22 protein-coding genes and 1 pseudogene are annotated in these 18501 nt (G+C 60.0%); 10 read left to right on the top strand and 13 right to left on the bottom strand.

Features of this window, described 5'->3' with window-relative positions; genetic code table 11:
- Positions 1-248 precede the first annotated feature (248 nt).
- Both PMI03_RS17100 and PMI03_RS17095 read left to right on the top strand, forming a co-directional pair.
- Positions 249-587 carry a DUF4258 domain-containing protein gene (locus PMI03_RS17100; RefSeq protein WP_174043649.1) on the top strand — a complete coding sequence of 113 codons (339 nt, stop codon included), beginning with the start codon at positions 249-251 and terminating at the stop codon, positions 585-587.
- Positions 584-1072 carry a DNA-binding transcriptional regulator gene (locus PMI03_RS17095; protein WP_007695546.1) on the top strand — a complete coding sequence of 163 codons (489 nt, stop codon included), beginning with the start codon at positions 584-586 and terminating at the stop codon, positions 1070-1072. Before PMI03_RS17100 ends, PMI03_RS17095 begins: the two co-directional genes overlap by 4 nt.
- 137 nt (positions 1073-1209) lie before the next feature.
- On the opposite strand, the gene PMI03_RS31150 is transcribed toward PMI03_RS17095, so the two are convergent.
- The 7 genes and pseudogenes from PMI03_RS31150 to PMI03_RS17070 form a co-directional block, all read right to left on the bottom strand.
- On the bottom strand, positions 1210-1353 hold the full coding sequence (locus PMI03_RS31150; RefSeq protein WP_007695544.1) for a DUF1515 family protein: 144 nt from the start codon (positions 1351-1353) through the stop codon (positions 1210-1212).
- On the bottom strand, positions 1353-1610 hold the full coding sequence (locus PMI03_RS17090; RefSeq protein WP_374191900.1) for a hypothetical protein: 258 nt from the start codon (positions 1608-1610) through the stop codon (positions 1353-1355). Before PMI03_RS17090 ends, PMI03_RS31150 begins: the two co-directional genes overlap by 1 nt.
- A gap of 99 nt (positions 1611-1709) precedes the next feature.
- On the bottom strand, positions 1710-1904 hold the full coding sequence (locus PMI03_RS17085) for an anaerobic dehydrogenase (protein WP_234907694.1): 195 nt from the start codon (positions 1902-1904) through the stop codon (positions 1710-1712).
- Positions 1905-1923: 19 nt separating this feature from the next.
- Complete coding sequence (locus tag PMI03_RS31790; RefSeq protein WP_174043626.1) at positions 1924-2151, bottom strand: hypothetical protein; 228 nt, start codon at positions 2149-2151, stop codon at positions 1924-1926.
- A complete protein-coding gene (locus PMI03_RS31145; protein WP_309574407.1) occupies positions 2148-2462 on the bottom strand; it encodes a hypothetical protein in 315 nt (104 codons plus the stop codon). The genes PMI03_RS31790 and PMI03_RS31145 overlap by 4 nt, the downstream gene beginning before the upstream one ends.
- Positions 2428-2598 carry a hypothetical protein gene (locus PMI03_RS31785; RefSeq protein WP_007695539.1) on the bottom strand — a complete coding sequence of 57 codons (171 nt, stop codon included), beginning with the start codon at positions 2596-2598 and terminating at the stop codon, positions 2428-2430. The genes PMI03_RS31145 and PMI03_RS31785 overlap by 35 nt, the downstream gene beginning before the upstream one ends.
- 490 nt (positions 2599-3088) lie before the next feature.
- Positions 3089-4048 (bottom strand): annotated as a pseudogene (locus PMI03_RS17070) (IS481 family transposase); the annotation flags it as partial.
- Between the two features lie 756 nt (positions 4049-4804).
- Between PMI03_RS17070 and PMI03_RS17065 the strand changes: the two are divergent.
- Positions 4805-5104, top strand: a complete 300-nt coding sequence (locus PMI03_RS17065) for a putative quinol monooxygenase (protein WP_007695537.1) — start codon at positions 4805-4807, stop codon at positions 5102-5104.
- Between the two features lie 99 nt (positions 5105-5203).
- On the opposite strand, the gene PMI03_RS17060 is transcribed toward PMI03_RS17065, so the two are convergent.
- Positions 5204-5473 (bottom strand): hypothetical protein, encoded by a 270-nt coding sequence (locus PMI03_RS17060; RefSeq protein WP_007695535.1) that lies wholly within the window; start codon positions 5471-5473, stop codon positions 5204-5206.
- A 174-nt stretch (positions 5474-5647) separates the two neighbouring features.
- Positions 5648-6838, bottom strand: a complete 1191-nt coding sequence (locus PMI03_RS17055) for a LysR family transcriptional regulator (protein ID WP_007695532.1) — start codon at positions 6836-6838, stop codon at positions 5648-5650.
- A gap of 433 nt (positions 6839-7271) precedes the next feature.
- On the opposite strand from PMI03_RS17055, the gene PMI03_RS17050 reads away from it, so the two are divergent.
- The 4 genes from PMI03_RS17050 (at position 7272) to PMI03_RS17035 (ending at position 11121) form a co-directional block, all read left to right on the top strand.
- Positions 7272-8180 (top strand): ABC transporter substrate-binding protein, encoded by a 909-nt coding sequence (locus tag PMI03_RS17050; protein ID WP_007695531.1) that lies wholly within the window; start codon positions 7272-7274, stop codon positions 8178-8180.
- Between the two features lie 84 nt (positions 8181-8264).
- Entirely contained in the window at positions 8265-9431 is a 1167-nt protein-coding gene (locus PMI03_RS17045; RefSeq protein WP_007695530.1) for an ABC transporter permease, read from the top strand.
- A complete protein-coding gene (locus tag PMI03_RS17040) occupies positions 9428-10375 on the top strand; it encodes an ABC transporter ATP-binding protein (protein WP_007695529.1) in 948 nt (315 codons plus the stop codon). The genes PMI03_RS17045 and PMI03_RS17040 overlap by 4 nt, the downstream gene beginning before the upstream one ends.
- The gene (locus PMI03_RS17035) at positions 10372-11121 is read left to right on the top strand and encodes an ABC transporter permease (protein ID WP_007695528.1); all 750 of its coding nucleotides are present in this window, start codon (positions 10372-10374) and stop codon (positions 11119-11121) included. The genes PMI03_RS17040 and PMI03_RS17035 overlap by 4 nt, the downstream gene beginning before the upstream one ends.
- A 52-nt stretch (positions 11122-11173) precedes the next feature.
- Here the strand turns inward: PMI03_RS17035 and PMI03_RS17030 are convergent, their stop codons facing one another.
- Positions 11174-11557 (bottom strand): YciI family protein, encoded by a 384-nt coding sequence (locus PMI03_RS17030; RefSeq protein WP_007695527.1) that lies wholly within the window; start codon positions 11555-11557, stop codon positions 11174-11176.
- Positions 11558-11762: 205 nt separating this feature from the next.
- On the opposite strand from PMI03_RS17030, the gene PMI03_RS17025 reads away from it, so the two are divergent.
- Positions 11763-12158: a VOC family protein gene (locus PMI03_RS17025; RefSeq protein WP_007695526.1), complete on the top strand. Its 396-nt coding sequence runs from the start codon at positions 11763-11765 to the stop codon at positions 12156-12158.
- A 60-nt stretch (positions 12159-12218) separates the two neighbouring features.
- On the opposite strand, the gene PMI03_RS17020 is transcribed toward PMI03_RS17025, so the two are convergent.
- Entirely contained in the window at positions 12219-12614 is a 396-nt protein-coding gene (locus PMI03_RS17020; RefSeq protein WP_007695525.1) for a PRC-barrel domain-containing protein, read from the bottom strand.
- A 351-nt stretch (positions 12615-12965) separates the two neighbouring features.
- On the opposite strand from PMI03_RS17020, the gene PMI03_RS17015 reads away from it, so the two are divergent.
- Both PMI03_RS17015 and pgi read left to right on the top strand, forming a co-directional pair.
- Positions 12966-14663, top strand: a complete 1698-nt coding sequence (locus tag PMI03_RS17015) for a long-chain fatty acid--CoA ligase (protein ID WP_007695523.1) — start codon at positions 12966-12968, stop codon at positions 14661-14663.
- A gap of 174 nt (positions 14664-14837) precedes the next feature.
- A complete protein-coding gene (pgi, locus tag PMI03_RS17010) occupies positions 14838-16463 on the top strand; it encodes a glucose-6-phosphate isomerase (protein ID WP_007695522.1) in 1626 nt (541 codons plus the stop codon).
- A 286-nt stretch (positions 16464-16749) separates the two neighbouring features.
- On the opposite strand, the gene PMI03_RS17005 is transcribed toward pgi, so the two are convergent.
- Positions 16750-17676, bottom strand: a complete 927-nt coding sequence (locus PMI03_RS17005; RefSeq protein ID WP_007695521.1) for a carbohydrate kinase — start codon at positions 17674-17676, stop codon at positions 16750-16752.
- Between the two features lie 76 nt (positions 17677-17752).
- Positions 17753-18451 (bottom strand): orotate phosphoribosyltransferase, encoded by a 699-nt coding sequence (locus tag PMI03_RS17000; protein ID WP_007695520.1) that lies wholly within the window; start codon positions 18449-18451, stop codon positions 17753-17755.
- Positions 18452-18501 lie beyond the last annotated feature (50 nt).

The following is an 18501-nucleotide window of genomic DNA, read 5'->3' as shown; positions in this document are numbered from 1 at the left end:
CCTGCCCTGCCCTGCCTGTCGTCGAGCTTTGAGCTCAACGCCTGAAGCGGCGGGATCAATCAGAGAAACAGGATCTGGCTAGCAGATTGGCTGCCGTTACACCACGCTTACGGAAAACTGAGGCATCGATAAAAAGAAGTGATGCCAAACACTTAATAAAAGTAACAGAATTTTAATATTTCTTTCATTGACCATTAACGATTACCTATCATATTGACAGGCAGGAACCTATCGATATGATAGGCGTTATGAAGCAAGAAGATACGTCCAAATCCGTCTCCAGCTTTCGCCTCACGCCACGGGTTGCCGAGACCAGAATACACATGGCAGCTGCCGATTCAGCAAATGTAATCTTTGGCAATCACGTTTTGGAGCGGATGGACGAGCGGGGAATACCTGATGTCCAAGTGCTGGACATTCTTCGAACCGGCTACGTGAATGCAACCCCTGAGAGGACTGAAAATGATGAGTGGAAATGCAAAATTGTTAAGGAGATTCGCGGACGCCGCCAAGCTGGTGTCGTGACAATAATCCTGAATAACGGGCGACTGTTCTTGATGACGGTCGAGTGGGAAGACGTAAAATGACCAACAAAACAACCATATGGCGGCACCATGGAGAAACGAATAAAGACATAATCAAATACATTGGCTGTGGGTTGGATGATATTTATCTGGCAAGCGGCTATGAAGTACATAAGACACCCTACGGTGAAGGGGTCTCCATACGAAATCTGGATAAGCTGCATAAGCAAATTGGGCTGCACCTGACTAAGTTCCGAAAGGCGCTATCCGGGAAAGAAATCCGTTTCCTGCGGCATCAAATGGATCTTACGCAGTCTGAGCTGGCCCGCTTTTTTGGCTGCAACGTCCAGCAAGTTGCACGTTATGAAAAAGGGGAAAATAGGCTTACTGGGCCTGCGGATAGACTCCTCCGTCTTTTGTATGAGGAACACATTCGAAAGACGGGCTCTGTGCGGGAGTTACTAGAGTCTATTGATTCCATGGACGATGCATCTGACGAACAAATCATATTTGAAGACGTAAACGGCGAATGGCGTCATGCTTGTTAATCCTGCTTTGGGGCGCCTACGGGCGCCTTTTTTTTACAGAGAGCACGAGTGACGGCGGCCGGGACGGTTCAGGATCATTTCATTTGAACCTAATCCACCCTTCCAAATGCTCCCCTCAGAGCAGGAACCTGCCGTCGCTACTTGCCAATGATCACCAGCGCGAGTCGTTTTAAAGAGTCGGCAAATGATACCCCGAGCGCCATGCCGGCAATGCCGATCATGCCAAGCGCGGCGAGCCCCATCAGCTTCCATCTTCTGACATCATCGGCGTGGCCGCACATCACTTTTGCGGATGTATCCAGGCTATGATTTTCAGCACGTTTTCATAGAACGACACAGCGCCGACCATGATGGCAAGGAAGCCAAGAATAACCCAACGCATGAAGCGCCCCACGGTCTTCGTCGAGCGCACAAGCTCGAGCCCGTCCTTCAGCAATTCGATATCATCCTCCCGAAGCTGAGAGAGGAATTCCTGTGTTTCGGAGGGCAGCTCATTGAAACGATTGGCGGGAAGTGCTGTCGGGTCCATAGTCGTCATCTCGTTTCTTTCAGTGGGGAATAGACATCAGGCCGGCGGTGATCGCGCATACAAGCGTGCCGGCCAGGAGCAGGAAGAGAGTGAAGAGGACGCGCTGGCTCATTGGGGCTTCACCAGTCGGCTGTCGCGATCGGCGTAGAAGTCCCGCAAAGCGGTCTTGCTGCGCCGGCATTCAATAAGTGCCTTGCGGTCATCGATCCAGAAGCCTTCCGTCTGCTCCTGCGTCAGGGCTTTATCGCCGATATCGACCGGCCGATCGCAATCTTTGATCAACGCCGAATCCGGCTGGGCCAATCGGGGCGCTGGCGGCGGGTTAACGTACCTTGTTGACGCGCTGCACGCTGGGAGCACGAAGAGCAGGCTTACCAGCATCGGGATCTTGATGAGCCTCATTCCTGAGTTCCTTGATTTGATCTTGTAGGGATTGGTTGTCTGCCTGCATCGCAGCGATGCGTTGGGCCTCTGTGGCCTTGGCAGCGTTGTTCGCGGTGTCCTGGCGCTCGATCTCGTCGGCGCGCGCCTGTGCGGCGTCTGCCTTCATGCATCAAGCTCGTGCCAGCCACCACAGACGCGACAATAACGCTGCTTCATTGCTGCGGCTCCCCTGGCTGCTGTGCGGCCATGTTCCATGGCTTGCTGATGCTGGATGGCGGTGCGCTGCATTTCCTGCGCATGCTGCTGATCGGCCATTTGCTGCTGGCGTTGCATCTCGGTCATGGCCTGTTGGTGTTCAAGACCGGCCTGCACGACGCTGAGCTGAGCCTTTTTCTGCTCGGCCTGCGCCTTGACCTGTGTCGTCTGAAGCTTGATCTGCTCATCAGGCGACGGTTGCGGCGGTGGCTTGGGGGCCATGACCTGCTGTGAAACCGTGCCGATTGAGCGAGACGAAGTTCGCCGGGCCACTGACAGACGGCGTCATCCGCAATGTGTCGGCCATCTCGATAATCCGCCCCTCGATGGCCTTCCAAGTCCAAGCCTCGTATTTCACGATCTTGATGCTCCTTCTGTTAGAACAGCTTTTCAATGAGTGTTGGGAGGAGGCCAATGACCAGCGAGACGAGCGCAATCCAGGTTGGAAGTCTCAGCATCGGATCCTTCGCTTGCAGCAAATAGCGAAGTTGCCCAAGCGCATTAGCTTTCGTCAGCTCAAATTCCTCTGTGACGCCTTTCTCCAAATCGAATGCCTGTCTGTGATCGAAGTCTAATTCGATCTTTCCTGGATTGCCGTCACGCCCAAGCACAACAACAAAGCGACTTCTTCCTCGACACGACAGCTTCACAACTGTCCAACGCGGAAATTTCGTATGATCCCGATCATTTCGATGAATCCTTACGAGGTCGGATCGTCCGTCATCCGAGCTCAGTCCGCTTACCAAAAGACGCATCTTCATGCAGCTTCCCCTATCATTTCCAACAAATCCCCCTGCACGGGTCGGTAGAACTTTATGCCAATCAGCACACGGAGGACATGGGTTGTCGGGATAGTCGATCTCCGGCAGGCCGAGATAGGGCCGCGCAGAGGCGCTGTAGAGATCGGCGGGCACCTTCATGCCGATCGCCTCATGTGGCCTCTCGCGATTGAATTCGCTGACAAATTCATCGAAGCGTACCTGTTGCTGAAGAAGCGTCCGTCCGGGTGGTCGGGTCGCTTCCTTCTTGAGTGTCAGATGCATGCGCTCATGCCGGCCGTTCTGCTGCGGATGCCCAGGCTTGATGCGCTCGATGGCAATGCCGAGCCTCAGCCAGAAGACCGACAGCTTCGACAGATTGTAGAGCCCGTTTGGCGAAGCAAAGGGCAGGCCGTTGTCGGAGCGGATTGCCTTGGGCAGCCCATGCTCGGCAAAGAGCCGGCGGAAGGCTTCGAGCACGGCCTGCTCCCGCGTCGATTCGAAGGCCTCGCAGGCGAGCAGATAGCGCGAGGCTTGGTCTGTCACCGTCAGGGGGTAGCAGTAACGGCCATTGCCCAGCTTGAATTCGCCCTTGAAGTCGGCGCACCACAGGTCGTTCGGGTCAAGCGCCTGCGAGAGTGTCGTCCCCATGGCCTTGTTCGCCCGGTTCCTCTTGCGGGCCTGGCTCACAAGGCCGTGCCGATCCAGAACCGCATGCACCGTGCTTCTGGCTGGAAGACGCACGTCGCCCGCAAGCTTGCGCACCAGAAGCTCCCGGATCTTGCGTGCACCCCAATGCGGCTTCTCCTTCTTGAGCCGCACGATCATTGCTTCGACAGGATCTGGCAACTGGTTGGCATAGCGCACCGGCCGGCGTGACCGGTCCGTCAGGGCTTCAAGCCCTTCGTCCTTGTAGCGGTTGAAGATCTTGTAGCCGGTCTTGCGCGATATGCCGAAGTCTCGGCACACCGCACTCATGCCTTCGCCCTCCAGAAGCCGGGCGACAAAACGCAGACGTTCCTCCATCACCGAAGTCTCTCTCCACGGCATCAACACCTCCCGCAAAGCGAAAAGTGTTACCCGTCTCTCCGGTACAAAACGTCACCTTTCTCTCAGGTCGGACATTCACTTAGCACTGAATGACCCGCTCTGCCCTTCCCGGTACGTTTAGGGGCGCTCTTTTTAGCCACGCGAAGCTATTAGCTGAAGCGCCGTCTCTCAATCGCGACGCAGGTAACTCTTCTTGCCACTGTCGGTGATACAGAAATGGCCGCCGCGCGGACCGACACAATATTTGGCCGCTCTGCATGAGCATTCACCAGACGGAGTGGGGGTCATTTCCACGGAATTTGAATCCGCAAGACCTGCGGCACCATTGAGACGACCGGTATATGCCTGACACGACCTCTTACTGGCGCTGACAGATCCATCATTGCAGATGAAGGTATCGCCTTGGCAATGATCGATACCGCCTTTGCTACCACTGCATGGTGTATTCTGCGACCAAGAATGAATTGGCGCGAGCAAAAGCCACGCCGCAAAGACGATAGCCCAAAATCGCATTATGTCCCCCGACTATCAGGAGAGAGTGCGCCCTTTGGTCTGGATAGGCAATATCGTGAGGTAGTCGATTGAATCATAACAGATGGTTCGCGGTAACCTCTCGCCGGAATCCCGCTCCGCAAAAATGAAGCCGGGTGCTCGGCTTCTGCTATTTTATGATATTCCTCAAAATCGGTCGCGGAGTCGGCCCCATCTGGCATTATTATTGCGCCAGCATCACCCAATTCATCCAAGGGAAACACCATGATCCACGTTCTCGCCATCCTCACCGCCAAGCCCGGCAAGCGCGCCGAAGTGCTCGAAGCCTTTCAGGCGAATGTTCCGGCCGTGCATGCCGAAGACGGCTGCATCGAGTATACCGCGGTGGTGGATGTTGAGGGTGCCGATCCGGCTTTTGGGCCGGACACCTTCGTCGTCGTTGAAAAATGGGAAAGCCTGGCGGCGCTGAAGGCGCATGCGGCTGCGGCGCATATGGCTGCCTATGGCGAGCAGGTGAAGGACCTGATGGCCGCGCGCGCGGTGCATGTGCTGAACCCGGCCTGATCGCCGATCTCAGCGAACAATCACACCTCAACGGCGCCCTCCGGCGCCGTTTTTCATATCATCCTTCCCGCTCGCTGCGCCGGCGATCCGCCCGCGCAATCAATCCCACGGGTCGTAATAGCGATCGCGCCAATAGTGGCGGTGCCAACGACGGTATTCCCAGTCATCGCCGCGCCAGTAGCGGTCGCGGTAATAATAGCGATGACCATAGCTCGGACCGACATAGACGCCGAAGAAGCCGGGCGCGATCATCACGCTGGGGCCGTGGCGATGATGCCAGTGATGATAATGGCGGCGATGCGCGTCGGCATTGGTCACCGGCAGAGCGAGGATACCCAGCGCCAGCAGCGCCGTTGCGATAATCCTCATGACACGTCTCCTCAAACGCAAGCCGCCAGGCCGGCGACACCGCGCCGACCCGAGGATTGCATCATTTCCCGCATTCACGCGGGCAGAAGAATAACGCTTGAGGCGAAGGCATGGTTCCAGATCACCAACGGGGCAGCCGGATGGCGATGCCATTTAAAGAGCATCGGGCAGATTTCATTCCGCTACCAGTTCCCGCACCGCTTGCCGGATCAGCCGGCAGGCATCGATCGAGGCCTTTCGGCCGTTATGGGCAAGGTAATAGGACAGCGGCAGCACCTCATCCGGATCGACGATGCGGACCTTGTCGGCGATCGGCATGGCACTGACGCGGCCGAGGAAGGACACGTAGCCGTGATTAGCAACGAGATCGACGATGACGGGCAGCGAGTCGGCCGAGGTGATGTCGCGGCCGCGAAACCGGCGGCGGTCGCCGCTGTCATAGCCAAACGCCATGGCCGCGTTGCCGATGCCGGTGCGCGGGCTCGGCACGCAGAGCGGATGATTGTCCACCAGCGCCGCCACCGTCCGTTCCGTGCTGCCGGGCGGCGCGATCGCCACCATATCGGTCGCCAGCAGTTCCATATGATCGAAAGCGTCGAGGCCGAAGACGGAATCGACGATGGCGACATCGATGCGGCCGGATCTCAGCGCCTCGCGCAGGTCGTCGGCGGTCATCAGCATCAGGGACAGCATGTTGCGATTGCCGCTGCTGTTCCAGCGCGCCACAAGGCTGGCAAGCGAGCGGGCCACCCAGCTTTCCGAGCCGGTCGGGATGATCGAGCCGATGCGAACGGCGCGCGCCACCCGCTGGAACCGCTCGTCCGAGGTCGCCTTCATCTCGTCCCAGGCCTCGGCAATACCGGCGAGAATGGCTTGGACCTCGCGGCCCGCCTCCGTCAGCATCGAGCCCTGCGCCTGCCGCTCGAACAGACGGCAGCCGAACAGATCTTCCAAATTGGCGATCTGCAATGACAGCTGAGGCTGACCGAGGCGCAGGCGGCGGGCGGCGCGATTGATACTGCCCTGATCGGCGACTTCGAGGAAACGCTCGATAGTGGCGATCTTCAGCGGCAGGCGGGCGGCCCATTGGGCATAGTCCTCCGGCGTCGGCGGCTCCTTCGTCAGGGCCGAGAGCGCCCGCATGCCGGCAAGGATCGGCTGCAACCCCTTCTTCACCTTCGCGCTGGCGAGCAAGGTGGCAAGCTCTCCGGAGGCACGCTCGACGAGTTTTATCGCCAGATCCGTCTCCAGCCGCCTGAGCGCCCCCGATACGGTCGAGGCCGAAAGGGACAGCCGGCGGGCAGTCTCCCGGACCGAGCCGATCGAGAAGACCGTGTCGGCGATGAACAATGCCCCGAGATACAAGCCGCACTCCTTTCAGACCGGCCCATGTGCACGATCAAGATGGCACGACGATATGATGTGTTCTTAAAAAAAGATATCCCAAAGCTAGGGGGTAGCGGCTATCGTCGGCGAGTTGTCCAACCGGTCCCACAATCAAAAGGAGATCGGAACAGCGTCAAACGGGTAAGGGGAACAAAAACAAACGCGCTTACCCCCGAAAAAAGAAATCAATTTTCGCGCTTATGCCGAGCACCCTCGTCATAATCGCGCCGCGACTGCAGGTGGAGGACTGGCGTGGCATCGATTTTTCGATGGCGAGCGCTATTTCCCGAACGCAGATAGGACTTCGCCTGCGGTTCTTCGGCCCGCAGCTACAGATTGCGTGTCCGAGACCGGCCCTGAGACCGAGCGGATGCGCGCAATAATGGTTCAACGGGGTACAAAGGGAAGCATCATGTTCAAGAAGCTCGCACTCGCCGCCACGCTCGCGGCTCTCCTTGCCAGCGGCGCCAGCGCCGCCGACGTCGTGGTCTCGTCGAAGATCGACACGGAAGGCACGCTGCTCGGCAACATCATCCTGGCAGCACTCAATGCCAATGGCATCAAGGCGCAGGACCGCATCGCGCTCGGCACCACGCCGGTCGTACGCAAGGCGATCACCGCCGGCGAGATCGACATCTATGCCGAATATACCGGCAATGCCGGCTTCTTCTTCAACAAGGCCGACGATGCCGCCTGGAAGGACCTGCAAAAGGGCTACGATCTCGCCAAGAAGCTGGACTATGACGCCAACAAGATCGTCTGGCTGACGCCATCGCCCGCCAACAACACCTGGGCGATTGCCGTTCGCAACGACGTTGCCGGCCCGGCCAAGCTCAAGACCATGTCCGATTTCGGCAAGTGGGTTGCCGGCGGCGGTCCCGTCAAGCTTGCGGCCTCCTCCGAGTTCGTCAACTCGCCGGCAGCGCTCCCGGCCTTCCAGACGACCTATAGCTTCCAGATCAAGCCGGACCAGGAAGTCGTTCTCTCCGGCGGCGACACGGCGGCGACGATCAAGGCGGCGGCCGACCAGACCAACGGCGTCAACACCGCCATGGTCTACGGCACCGACGGCGCGATCGAGGCGGCCGAGCTGACGGTTCTCGAAGACGACAAGAGCGTGCAGCCGGTCTACGCACCGACGCCGATCGTCCGCGAAGCCGTCTTGAAGGCTAATCCGAAGATCGAGGAGGTTCTCGCCCCGATCTTCAAGGGCCTGACCGCCGACGTGCTGCGCAAGCTCAATGGCCGCATCCAGGTGGATGGCGAGCCGGCCAAAGCGGTTGCCGAATCCTACCTCAAGGACGGTGGCTTCCTGAAGTAAGAGCTTACGCAGACTACCCAGGCGGCTCCGCTTTGATAGAGTGGAGCCGCAGTTCTTTTTGTGACTTGCGACGGAGCTTGCCTGATGGAAGATGCGCTCGCGGCCCGCAGGGTGGACCGTCTCGGAGTTGTATTGGTGGCCGGTGGCGCGCTGGCCGCGACCTTGATGCCGTTCATCATCGTCAAGGCGAACCGTATCGCCGCCGGCAAGCCGCAATTGCTGATACAGCTCCTCGCCCAGCCGAGCGCATTGGCGCTCCTGGCCCTTCTCGTCGCCACCGCCCTCGCCGCGCTTTTCCTGCGCAACCAGCTTGCCCGCCTCGGCATCGCCACACTGACCATCGCCTTCCTCATCATCACGCTTGGCCTCGTCTCGACGGCGGCGACGCCCGCTGGCAGCACCGTGGCGCGCATTACGCCGGGCGGCGCCTTCTGGGTGCTGCTCGCCGTCATCGGCCTGGTGATCTCGGATGCGCTGGTGAAGCTGCGGCTGTCGCCATGGCTCCGCGTCGGGTCGCTTGCCCTCTATGCGGCGCTCCTCGGCGTCATCTTCAAATCCGGACTGCTCGACAATCTGTCGATCATGAAGGAATATGCCAACAATACCGACAAGTTCTGGAACGAGGGGCTGGGTCATGTCTTCCTGGCGCTCGGCTCCGTCGCCATCGCCATTATCCTCGCCCTGCCGCTTGGCATCTTCTGCTATTGGCAGCCGAGGCTTCGCGCCGTCGTGCTGCGGGCTCTCAGCCTTGTGCAAACCATTCCCAGCCTGGCGCTGTTCGGCATTCTGATGCTGCCGCTCGGCTATATCGCCGCCCATGTCCCCTTTGCCGCCACCATCGGCGTGAAGGGCATTGGCACCGCGCCGGCGCTGGTGGCGCTGGTGATCTATTCGCTGCTGCCGATCGTCGCCAATACCGTCGTCGGCCTTGCCGGCGTCGATCCCTCGGTGCGCGACGCCGCCGCCGGCATGGGACTGACGCGTCGCCAGATTCTCACCCGTATCGACCTGCCGCTCGCCTTTCCTGTCATCCTCACTGGCATCCGCATCGTGCTGGTGCAGGCGATCGGTCTCGTCACCGTCGCGGCGCTGATCGGCGGCGGCGGCTTCGGCATCTTCATCTTCCAGGGCATCGGTCAGACGGCCAATGACCTCGTGCTGCTCGGCGCCGTGCCGACGGTCTTTCTCGCCTTCTCATCGGCCGTCATCCTCGATGCGGTCATCGACAGCATCCGGGGACAACGCGCATGACCGCCATGATCGAGCTTAAGGGCGTGACCAAGCGCTACGGCAACGCCACCGTGGTCGACAATGTCAGCATGAGCATGGAAAAGGGCACGATCACCGTCATCGTCGGCACCTCCGGCTCCGGCAAATCGACGCTGATGCGGATGATCAACAGGCTGGTGCCGATCTCTGACGGCCATATCTCCGTCGGCGGCCAGGATGTGATGGACGTGCCCGCGACCGAGCTTCGCCGCCGTATCGGCTACGCCATTCAGGGCCATGGGCTATTTCCGCATCGCACGGTAGCGCAGAATATCGCCACCGTCCCCGAGCTGCTCGGTTGGGACAGGGCGCGGATCAATGGCCGCGTCGAGGAACTGCTCAATCTCTTCCATCTCGACCCCGGCATCTTCGCCGCCAAATATCCGAGCCAGCTCTCCGGCGGCCAGCAACAGCGCGTCGGCGTCGCCCGTGCGCTTGCGGCCGAACCGGAACTGCTGCTGATGGACGAGCCTTTCGGCGCGCTCGATCCGGTGATCCGCGGCAAGGCGCAGGACGATCTGCTGGCGATCCAGAAGCAGTTCGGCACGACCGTTATCCTCGTCACCCACGACATGGACGAAGCCTTCCATCTCGGCGACCAGATCGCGGTCATGAGCAACGGCAAGCTTTTGCAATGTTCGGAGCCGGAAAAGATCCTGACGGAGCCGGCCGATCCCTTCGTGCAGCAATTGACCGGCACCTCCGACCGGGCGCTGAAGCTGATGTCGCTGCTGCCGCTGAAAGGAAGCATGCAGCCGCCACGGCCCGGCCTCGGCTATAGCCTGCCGCAAACGCTCAACCTGCGCGACGCGCTGGCTGAGATGATTTGGCAAGGTGCCGACGAGGCAGCCGTCGAGGATGACAGCAAGGTGCTGGTCGGCTCGATCTCGATGCAACATCTGATCGAGCTGGGTCGCAAGGCATGAGGTTCCTCGCCACCAACCTCTTCCGCCTTCTGGCGCTGGCGCTGCTTCTGGTCCTGCTGTTTCGGCCGGAATGGCTGATCCCGATCCTGGCGCCGCTCACCAAATTCGGCGCGTCGCCGATCTACACGCAGAACAGCCTGCCGTCCCTCGCCCTCAGCCATATGGAGCTGATCCTGATCTCGATTGCGGCCAGCGGCATCCTCGCCGTGCTCGGCGGCATCTTCGTCACTCGCAAGAGCGGCGCCGACTTCCTGCCACTGTCGCGGGCGATCGCCAATGCCGGCCAAACCTTTCCGCCCGTCGCCGTGCTGGCGCTTGCCATCTCCACCACCGGCTTTGGCGCGGTGCCGACGCTGATCGCGCTGTTCCTCTACGCGTTGCTGCCGATCTTCGAGAATACCGTCGCCGGCCTGCAGCAGGTGCCCGCCACCGTCCTCGACGCCGCCGATGGCATGGGCATGAACGGTTGGCAGCGGCTGTTTCGCGTCGAGCTGCCGCTCGCCCTGCCGCTGATCATCGAAGGATTGAAGATCGCCACCGTCATCAATATCGGCACCGCAACAATCGGCTCGACCGTCGCTGCCAAGGGGCTGGGCGAAGTCATCATCGCCGGCCTGATCAACGACAACACCGCCTTCATCCTGCAGGGCGGCCTGATCGTCGGTCTAATGGCGGTGCTGATCTATGATGGCATGGAATTGATCGAGCATACCGTGACGCGGAAGATCGGTGTGCAGGGGCAGTAAAGGCAATGGCGATTGGCGTTTCGCGCGGCGGCTGACGATACGCAGAGCCTTGTTAACCGCCCTCTCCCGAACTCAGCGTCGCTCCAGGCAGATAAAGCGAGATCGGCCTGATTTCATAGACGGCGGTCGGATTGACGCGGCGCAAGTCGCGCGCCGCCGCGACCGCGGCATCGAGCGTTGGAAAATCAACCACGTAGAATCCCAGCAATTGCTCCTTGGTTTCCGCGAACGGGCCGTCAATGACCAGCCCCGCCCCCTTCCCTCGCAAGGTGACCGCACCCTGGGGCGGACCGAGGCGTGCCGCCGGTCCGAGCGACTTCTCCGCCACCAGGCGGTCATTGACCTCCAGCAGTTCGGTCATGAGTGCCGCATCCTCCTCCTTGCTCCAGGATTCGACAACGCCTTCTTCATGATAGGCCAGGATTGCGTAGTACATGGATTTCCTCCCCAGGAACCTCCGTCGACGCCCGCCGGTTGGGCCGGTTGCCAAGATACCCGGAAGTCTACGCAGATGAATCGAGATTCAGAAGCCCTGAAGTGACTTTTCGAATGACGATATACGATGGGCTCACTGCTTGCCTTGCCCGACAACGGATGGCATTGGCTTTAGTGCGATATTCAGATGACCAATGGAGGTGCCGATGGCCAAGATGATCCATTCGATGATCCGTGTTCTCGACGAGGCGCGCTCGATCGATTTCTATGGCAAGGCCTTCGGGCTCGCGGTCGTCGACCGCATCGTCTTCCCGACATTCACGCTTATCTATCTGAGCAATGCCGAGACCGGCTTCGAGCTGGAGCTGACAGTCAATCAAGGCCGGGTCGAACCCTACCCGCTCGGTGAGGGCTATGGCCATCTCGCCGTTTCCGTCGACGAGCTGCGGGACGAACATGCCCTATTTTCCTCGCTTGGGCTAAACCCCGGCAAGATCACCGAACTCAATCGCGATGGAAAACTCTTCGGCCTGTTCTTCTTCGTCACCGATCCCGATGGTTACAAGATCGAAGTGGTGCAAAGGCACGGGCGATTTCAATAGGGCCAGACATACCAAAAAACCCGCGCAAGCAGGGCCTGTCCGGGCTGACTATCTCGAAGCCTACATCCAGTAGGGCGGCACGCCGAAATAGTCGTGGCTCTTATGGCCGTGATCCTTGTGGGCGAGGATATCGTCCTTGCCCAGGAAACGGCAGGCTTTCTCGACGTCGCTTTTGGTCATGTTAATGCGATAACCATCGATATAGGCATCGTAGCGCAGCTTTTCCCACGGCAGCCGGTAGTGTTCCTGACCAATGCCGAAGAAGCCGCCGAAGCTCAAGATGATGAACGCGATACGTCCATCGCTTTTTTCCAGCATCAGGCGCTCGATATGACCGATCTGCTTGCCATCCGAACCGAACACCTTGGACCCCTCGACCCGGTCGCAGGCGACCAGCATCGACATATCCTTGACGTAGAGGTCACGGCTCATGGTATCGGCACTCTCTTTATGCATGCGCGCACCTCCCTTTGGATACGCTTCACATATGTTGGAGCGTCCGATCCGCCGCCCTTTTTTCAAGGCGACACGATGCTCCGATGGGTTTTCGCCCACGGCCCATTAACGCGCTCTTCCCGCAAAAGTTCCAGTCCTTTTTTAAAAATTGTGAAAAAAGGATTAACGCCTCGCGATTGTTGACGTTTACGTCAAAGTTAGTATAACTTTTGTTGTCGCTCTCAGCCTATGGGTGAGAGGAAAGGCTGTGACGGTGCGAAAAGCGGGAGACTTTTCAGCCGGACAGTGACACGCTAGAAAGCCGCCGTTCGCCGACGGTGGGGCGTTGGATGCGTCAGGGAGGAAGTACGCATGAATTCAGTTTCCGCTCCTTCGGATGGACCGGTGGTCAACAAGATTTGGCTCACCTCCTATCCCGACATGGTGCCGGCCGATTTGCCGCCACTGGAGCATGCATCGCTCGCCGAACTTCTGGAGGAAAGCTGCGCGCGCTATGCCGACCGGCCGGCCTTCACCAGCATGGGCAAGTCGATCACCTATCGCGATCTCGACATTCAAACGCGCAAGATCGGTGCCTGGCTGCAAAGCCTCGGCCTGCAAAAGGGCGATCGCGTCGCCGTCATGATGCCGAACGTGCTGCAGAACCCGATCGCCGTCTACGGCATCCTCCGCGCCGGCTTCGTCGTGGTCAACGTCAATCCGCTCTACACGCCGCGCGAACTCGAACACCAGTTGCGCGATTGCGGCGCCAAGGCGATCTTTGTGCTGGAAAACTTCGCACACACGGTCGAGCAGGTGTTGACGCATACGGATGTGCGCCACGTCGTCGTCACCGCGCTCGGCGACATGCTGGGGCTGAAGGGCCATATCGTCAATTTCATCGTGCGCAAGGTGAAGAAGCTGGTGCCAGCCTGGTCCATCCCCGGCCATCATAGCTTTGCGGCCGTGCTTGCAGCAGGCGCACGACTGTCGCTGAAGCCGGCCGAACTCACGCACAGCGATATCGCCTTCCTGCAATATACCGGCGGCACGACCGGCGTGGCCAAGGGCGCGATCCTCACTCACGCCAATCTGCTTGCCAACCAACTGCAATTGCAGCTTTGGCTGGCGACCGCCTACATTGCCAAGAAGCGGCCCGAGCAGTTGAACTTCGTCTGCGCGCTGCCGCTCTACCATATCTTCGCGCTGACGGTGAACTCGCTAATGGGCGTATCGATCGGCGCGCATAATGTGCTGATCGCCAATCCGCGCGACATTCCGGCCTTCATCAAGGAGCTTGGCAAATACAAGTTCGACATGTTCCCCGGCCTCAACACGCTGTTCAACGCGCTGATGAACAATCCGGAATTCCCCAAGCTCGACCTGTCACAGACCGGGACGCTGGCGGGTGGCATGGCGGTGCAGCGGCCGGTGGCCGAGCGCTGGCAGAAGATGACGGGCGCCTGGATTACCGAGGGCTACGGCCTCTCGGAGACATCGCCGGTCGCCAGCGCCAACCGCTTCGACAGCTCGGACTTTACCGGCACGATCGGCCTGCCGCTCAGCGGCACCGATTTCGACATTCGCGACGAGAATGGCAATTCCCTGCCGCCCGGCGAGGTCGGCGAAATCTGCATTCGGGGACCGCAGGTCATGGCCGGCTATTGGAAGCAGCCGGCTGAGACCGCGAGGGTAATGACGCCGGACGGCTTCTTCCGGAGCGGCGACATGGGCTTCATGAATGAACGCGGCTATACCAAGATCGTCGACCGCAAGAAGGATATGATCCTGGTCTCGGGCTTCAACGTCTATCCGAACGAGATCGAGGAAGTCGCCGCCATGCATCCGGGCATCCTAGAAGCAGCGGCGGTCGGCGTGCCGGACGAGCATTCCGGCGAGGCCGTCAAGCTCTTCGTCGTCAAGAAGGACCCGGCGCTGACCGAGGCCGACGTCAAGGCGCATTGCGCCGCCAACCTCACCAACTACAAGCGGCCGCGCTTCATTGAATTCCGCACCGAACTGCCGAAATCGAATGTCGGCAAGATCCTGCGCAAGGAATTGCGCGGCTGACATAATTTCATGTCATTCGGAAAGCCGTTCGCCTTCATCCGCGAGCGGCTTTTTTCGTTTTGCCGGATAGGTGAACTTGATTTACGCCCTAGATAAAGAATAGTTTCCGCGACCAAACACCAGAGTGCCCTGCCCTCCTCAGACGGCAAGCGGCGCGAACCGCAAGGAGCCCCCATGAACGCCCTCGTCGACCAACTGAAGAGCACCGCAGCGGCCAGCAAGGCCACCGATATCCGCGCCGCCTTCGCCGCCGACCCCAAACGCTTCTCCCGCTTCAGCGCCTCGTTCGACGACCTGCTGATGGACTATTCGAAGACCGCGGTGAACGACGAGATCCTGACGCTTCTCGAAAAGCTCGCGACCGAGGGCGGCGTCGCTGCCAAGCGCGAGGAGATGTTCTCCGGCGTTGCCATCAACTTCACCGAAGACCGCGCCGTTCTGCACACGGCCCTGCGTAACCGCTCCAACACCCCGGTGCTCGTCGACGGCAAGGACGTCATGCCGGATGTCAACGGCGTGCTCGCCGCCATGGGCAAGTTCGCCGACGGCATCCGCTCCGGCACGCTGAAGGGCGCCACCGGCAAGGCGATCACCGACGTCATCAACATCGGCATTGGCGGCTCCGATCTCGGCCCGGTCATGGCAACACTGGCGCTCGCGCCTTTCCATGACGGCCCGCGTTCGTACTTCGTCTCCAATATCGACGGGGCCCATATCGCCGACATCCTCAAGCTCGTCTCGCCGGAAACGACGCTGTTCATCATCGCGTCCAAGACCTTCACCACCATCGAGACGATGACCAACGCCCAGACGGCGCGCAACTTCATCGCCAAGGCGCTCGGCGAAGCGGCCGTTCAGCATCACTTTGCCGCCGTTTCGACGGCGCTCGACAAGGTCGCTGCCTTCGGCATCGACAGCGCGCGCGTCTTCGGCTTCTGGGATTGGGTCGGCGGCCGCTACTCGATCTGGTCGGCCATCGGCCTGCCGCTGATGATCGCCGTCGGTCCGGAGAACTTCGGCAAGTTCCTCGACGGCGCGCATGCGATGGACAACCATTTCCGCAAGGCGCCGTTTAAGGAAAACCTGCCGATGCTGCTCGGCCTCATCGGCTTCTACCATCGCAACGTCCTCGGCTATACGACGCGCGCCATCCTGCCCTACGACCAGCGCCTGTCGCGCTTCCCGGCCTATCTGCAGCAACTCGACATGGAATCGAACGGTAAGGGCGTCACCATCGACGGCACGCCGGTTGAGGGCAATTCCGGCCCGGTCGTCTGGGGCGAGCCCGGCACCAACGGCCAGCACGCCTTCTACCAGCTCATCCACCAGGGCACGAGCATCATCCCGGCCGAATTCATGATCGCCGCCAACGGTTTCGAACCGGACCTGCGTCACCAGCACGAGCTGCTGATCGCCAACTGCCTGGCACAGTCGGAAGCGCTGATGAAGGGCCGCACCTTCGAGGAAGCTAAGGCCCAGCTCACCTCCAAGGGTATGGACGACAAGAAGGCCGACTTTATCGCGCCGCACCGCGTCTTCACCGGCAACCGCCCGTCGATCACCTTCGTCTACGACAAGCTGACGCCATTTGCCCTCGGTCGCCTGATCGCGCTCTATGAACACCGCGTCTTCGTCGAAGGCGTGCTCTTCCGCATCAACTCTTTCGACCAGTGGGGTGTCGAACTCGGCAAGGAGCTGGCAACCGGCCTACTGCCGGTCGTCGAAGGCAAGGAAAGCGCTGCCGGTCACGATTCCTCAACGCAGGGATTGGTCGCCGCGCTGTCGAAGCTGGAGAAGTAAGGTTTGGGCGATGGGGCGGATATGGTTCTGCTCCATCTCACCGCCTGAGTATGCGGAGAGTGCTGCCCCCCTCTGTCAGCTTCGCTGACATCTCCCCCACAAGGGGGGAGATCGGTACTGCGTGGCGCGCTCTCGAACCAAACAAATATCGCATCTGTTGAGACTGAGCTTATGGCGCCTAAAGGGGATGCCGCAAACTCCCAACGATCTCCCCCCTTGTGGGGGAGATGTCACGAAGTGACAGAGGGGGGTACGACCCCTCCAAGCTTTCAAAGTCGATGAAAGATTAAAGCCCAATCTCACTCGCCCAAGGCGGATTGGCGCCCGCACGGGAAACCGTCACAGCCGCTGCCTTGGCGCCAAGCGCCAGCGCATCCCGCAACGCTTTCTCGTCCAGCGTGGCGACCTGCGCCTTGGTCAGCAGATTATTCATCTTCAGCGAAGCGAGGATACCAGCATCGAAGGTATCGCCGGCGCCGACCGTGTCGACCACGGTAACGCGTTCGCTCGGAACCGAGACCTTTAGCGACTTGGTGTAGCCTGTCGCCCCCTCGGCGCCCTTGGTGACGACCACCAGCTTGGCGCCCTGGTTCAGCCAATGAGCGGCGAGTTCATCATGGTTTCCGGCAATGCCGAACCATTCCAGGTCTTCATCGGAGAATTTCAGGATATCGGACATGGCGGCCATGCGGCTAATGCGACCCATATGCGCCTGCTTGTCCTTGATGAAGCCGGGACGGATGTTCGGATCGAGCGAGATCACCCGGCTTTGATATTCGCGCTTCATCAGCGCCTCGTAGGTCGCGCCGCACGGATCGGGGATCAGGCTGATGGCGCCGAAATGCAGGGCCTCGCAATCATCGCCCAGCGTCGGCAGATCGGCCTCGGTGATCATCCGGCCGGCGGAGCCTTCGTCGTAGAAGGCATAGGTCGCCTGGCCGTTGACCAGCTTGACGAAAGCGATCGTGCTCGGACGAGGAGCGATGGCGCAATAGCTATAGTCCACCTTGGCGGCGCCAAGCGTCTCCCGCAGGATCTCGCCCATCATGTCGTCGGCAATGCCGGTGAAGAAACCGGTCGGCACGCCGAGACGGCCAAGCGCAATCGCGGTGTTGAAGATCGCGCCGCCGGCATAGGGCGCAAAGGCTTTTTCACCCAGCGTCGTCTCCCGCGGCAACATGTCGATCAAAGCTTCGCCACAGCACAATATCATTCCGGCCTCCTGGAGAGCGCGTCTATCGGTCTAGTTCCGTAAATCGATTAGATAAATTCTTGGCAAAAGCAAAGTGTCACTTTGTTGCCAGTTCCGCCACGCCGCCGTTGCGGCCGGACCAGGCGAGTGGTGCATTGAGGAAAGCTTCCACTTCCTCGAGCGTCTTGTCGTCGAACAGCTTCTGTTCCTTGGCGACGGCGAGCACGTTGCGCCAGGTGGCGATATGGTGCAGGCGAACCTTGCCGTTTGCAAACCGTGCCTCGGCCTCGGGGAAGATGCCGTAGTAAAACAGCGCCATGCCGTGATCGACGATGCCGCCGGCAGCGCGGATGGCATCGATGAAGGTGAACATGCTGCCGCCGGCCGTCGTCAGGTCCTCGATGACCAGCACGCGCGCACCATCCGGCATATGGCCTTCGATCTGGGAATTGCGGCCATGGCCCTTCGGCTGTTTGCGGACATAGATCATCGGCAGGTTCAGGCGCTCGGCGAGGAATGCGGCAAAGGGGATGCCTGCTGTTTCGCCACCGGCAACGCAATCGAACTGCTCGAAACCGGCATCGCGCATAATGAGGCTGGCGGCGAAGTCCATCACCGTCGAGCGGACGCGCGGATAGGAAATGAGCTTGCGGCAATCGATATAGACTGGGCTCGCCATGCCCGAAGCGAGCTTATAGGGCTTATCGGCGCTGAAGTGCACCGCCTTGATCTCCCAAAGCATCTTCGCCACCAGTTCGGCCATCACGGCGCGGTCGGAAAATGTCATCTGGGTCATGCGGGTCTCCTTGGCTCCTGGGACGTCCCTGCGGCAATAGCAGCTAGCGG

Origin of the sequence: Rhizobium sp. AP16, assembly GCF_000281735.1 — a bacterium.
Lineage (GTDB): Bacteria > Pseudomonadota > Alphaproteobacteria > Rhizobiales > Rhizobiaceae > Rhizobium > Rhizobium rhizogenes.
Note: the sequence above shows the minus strand (reverse complement) of the source record. Positions and strands in the feature narration are given on the sequence as shown.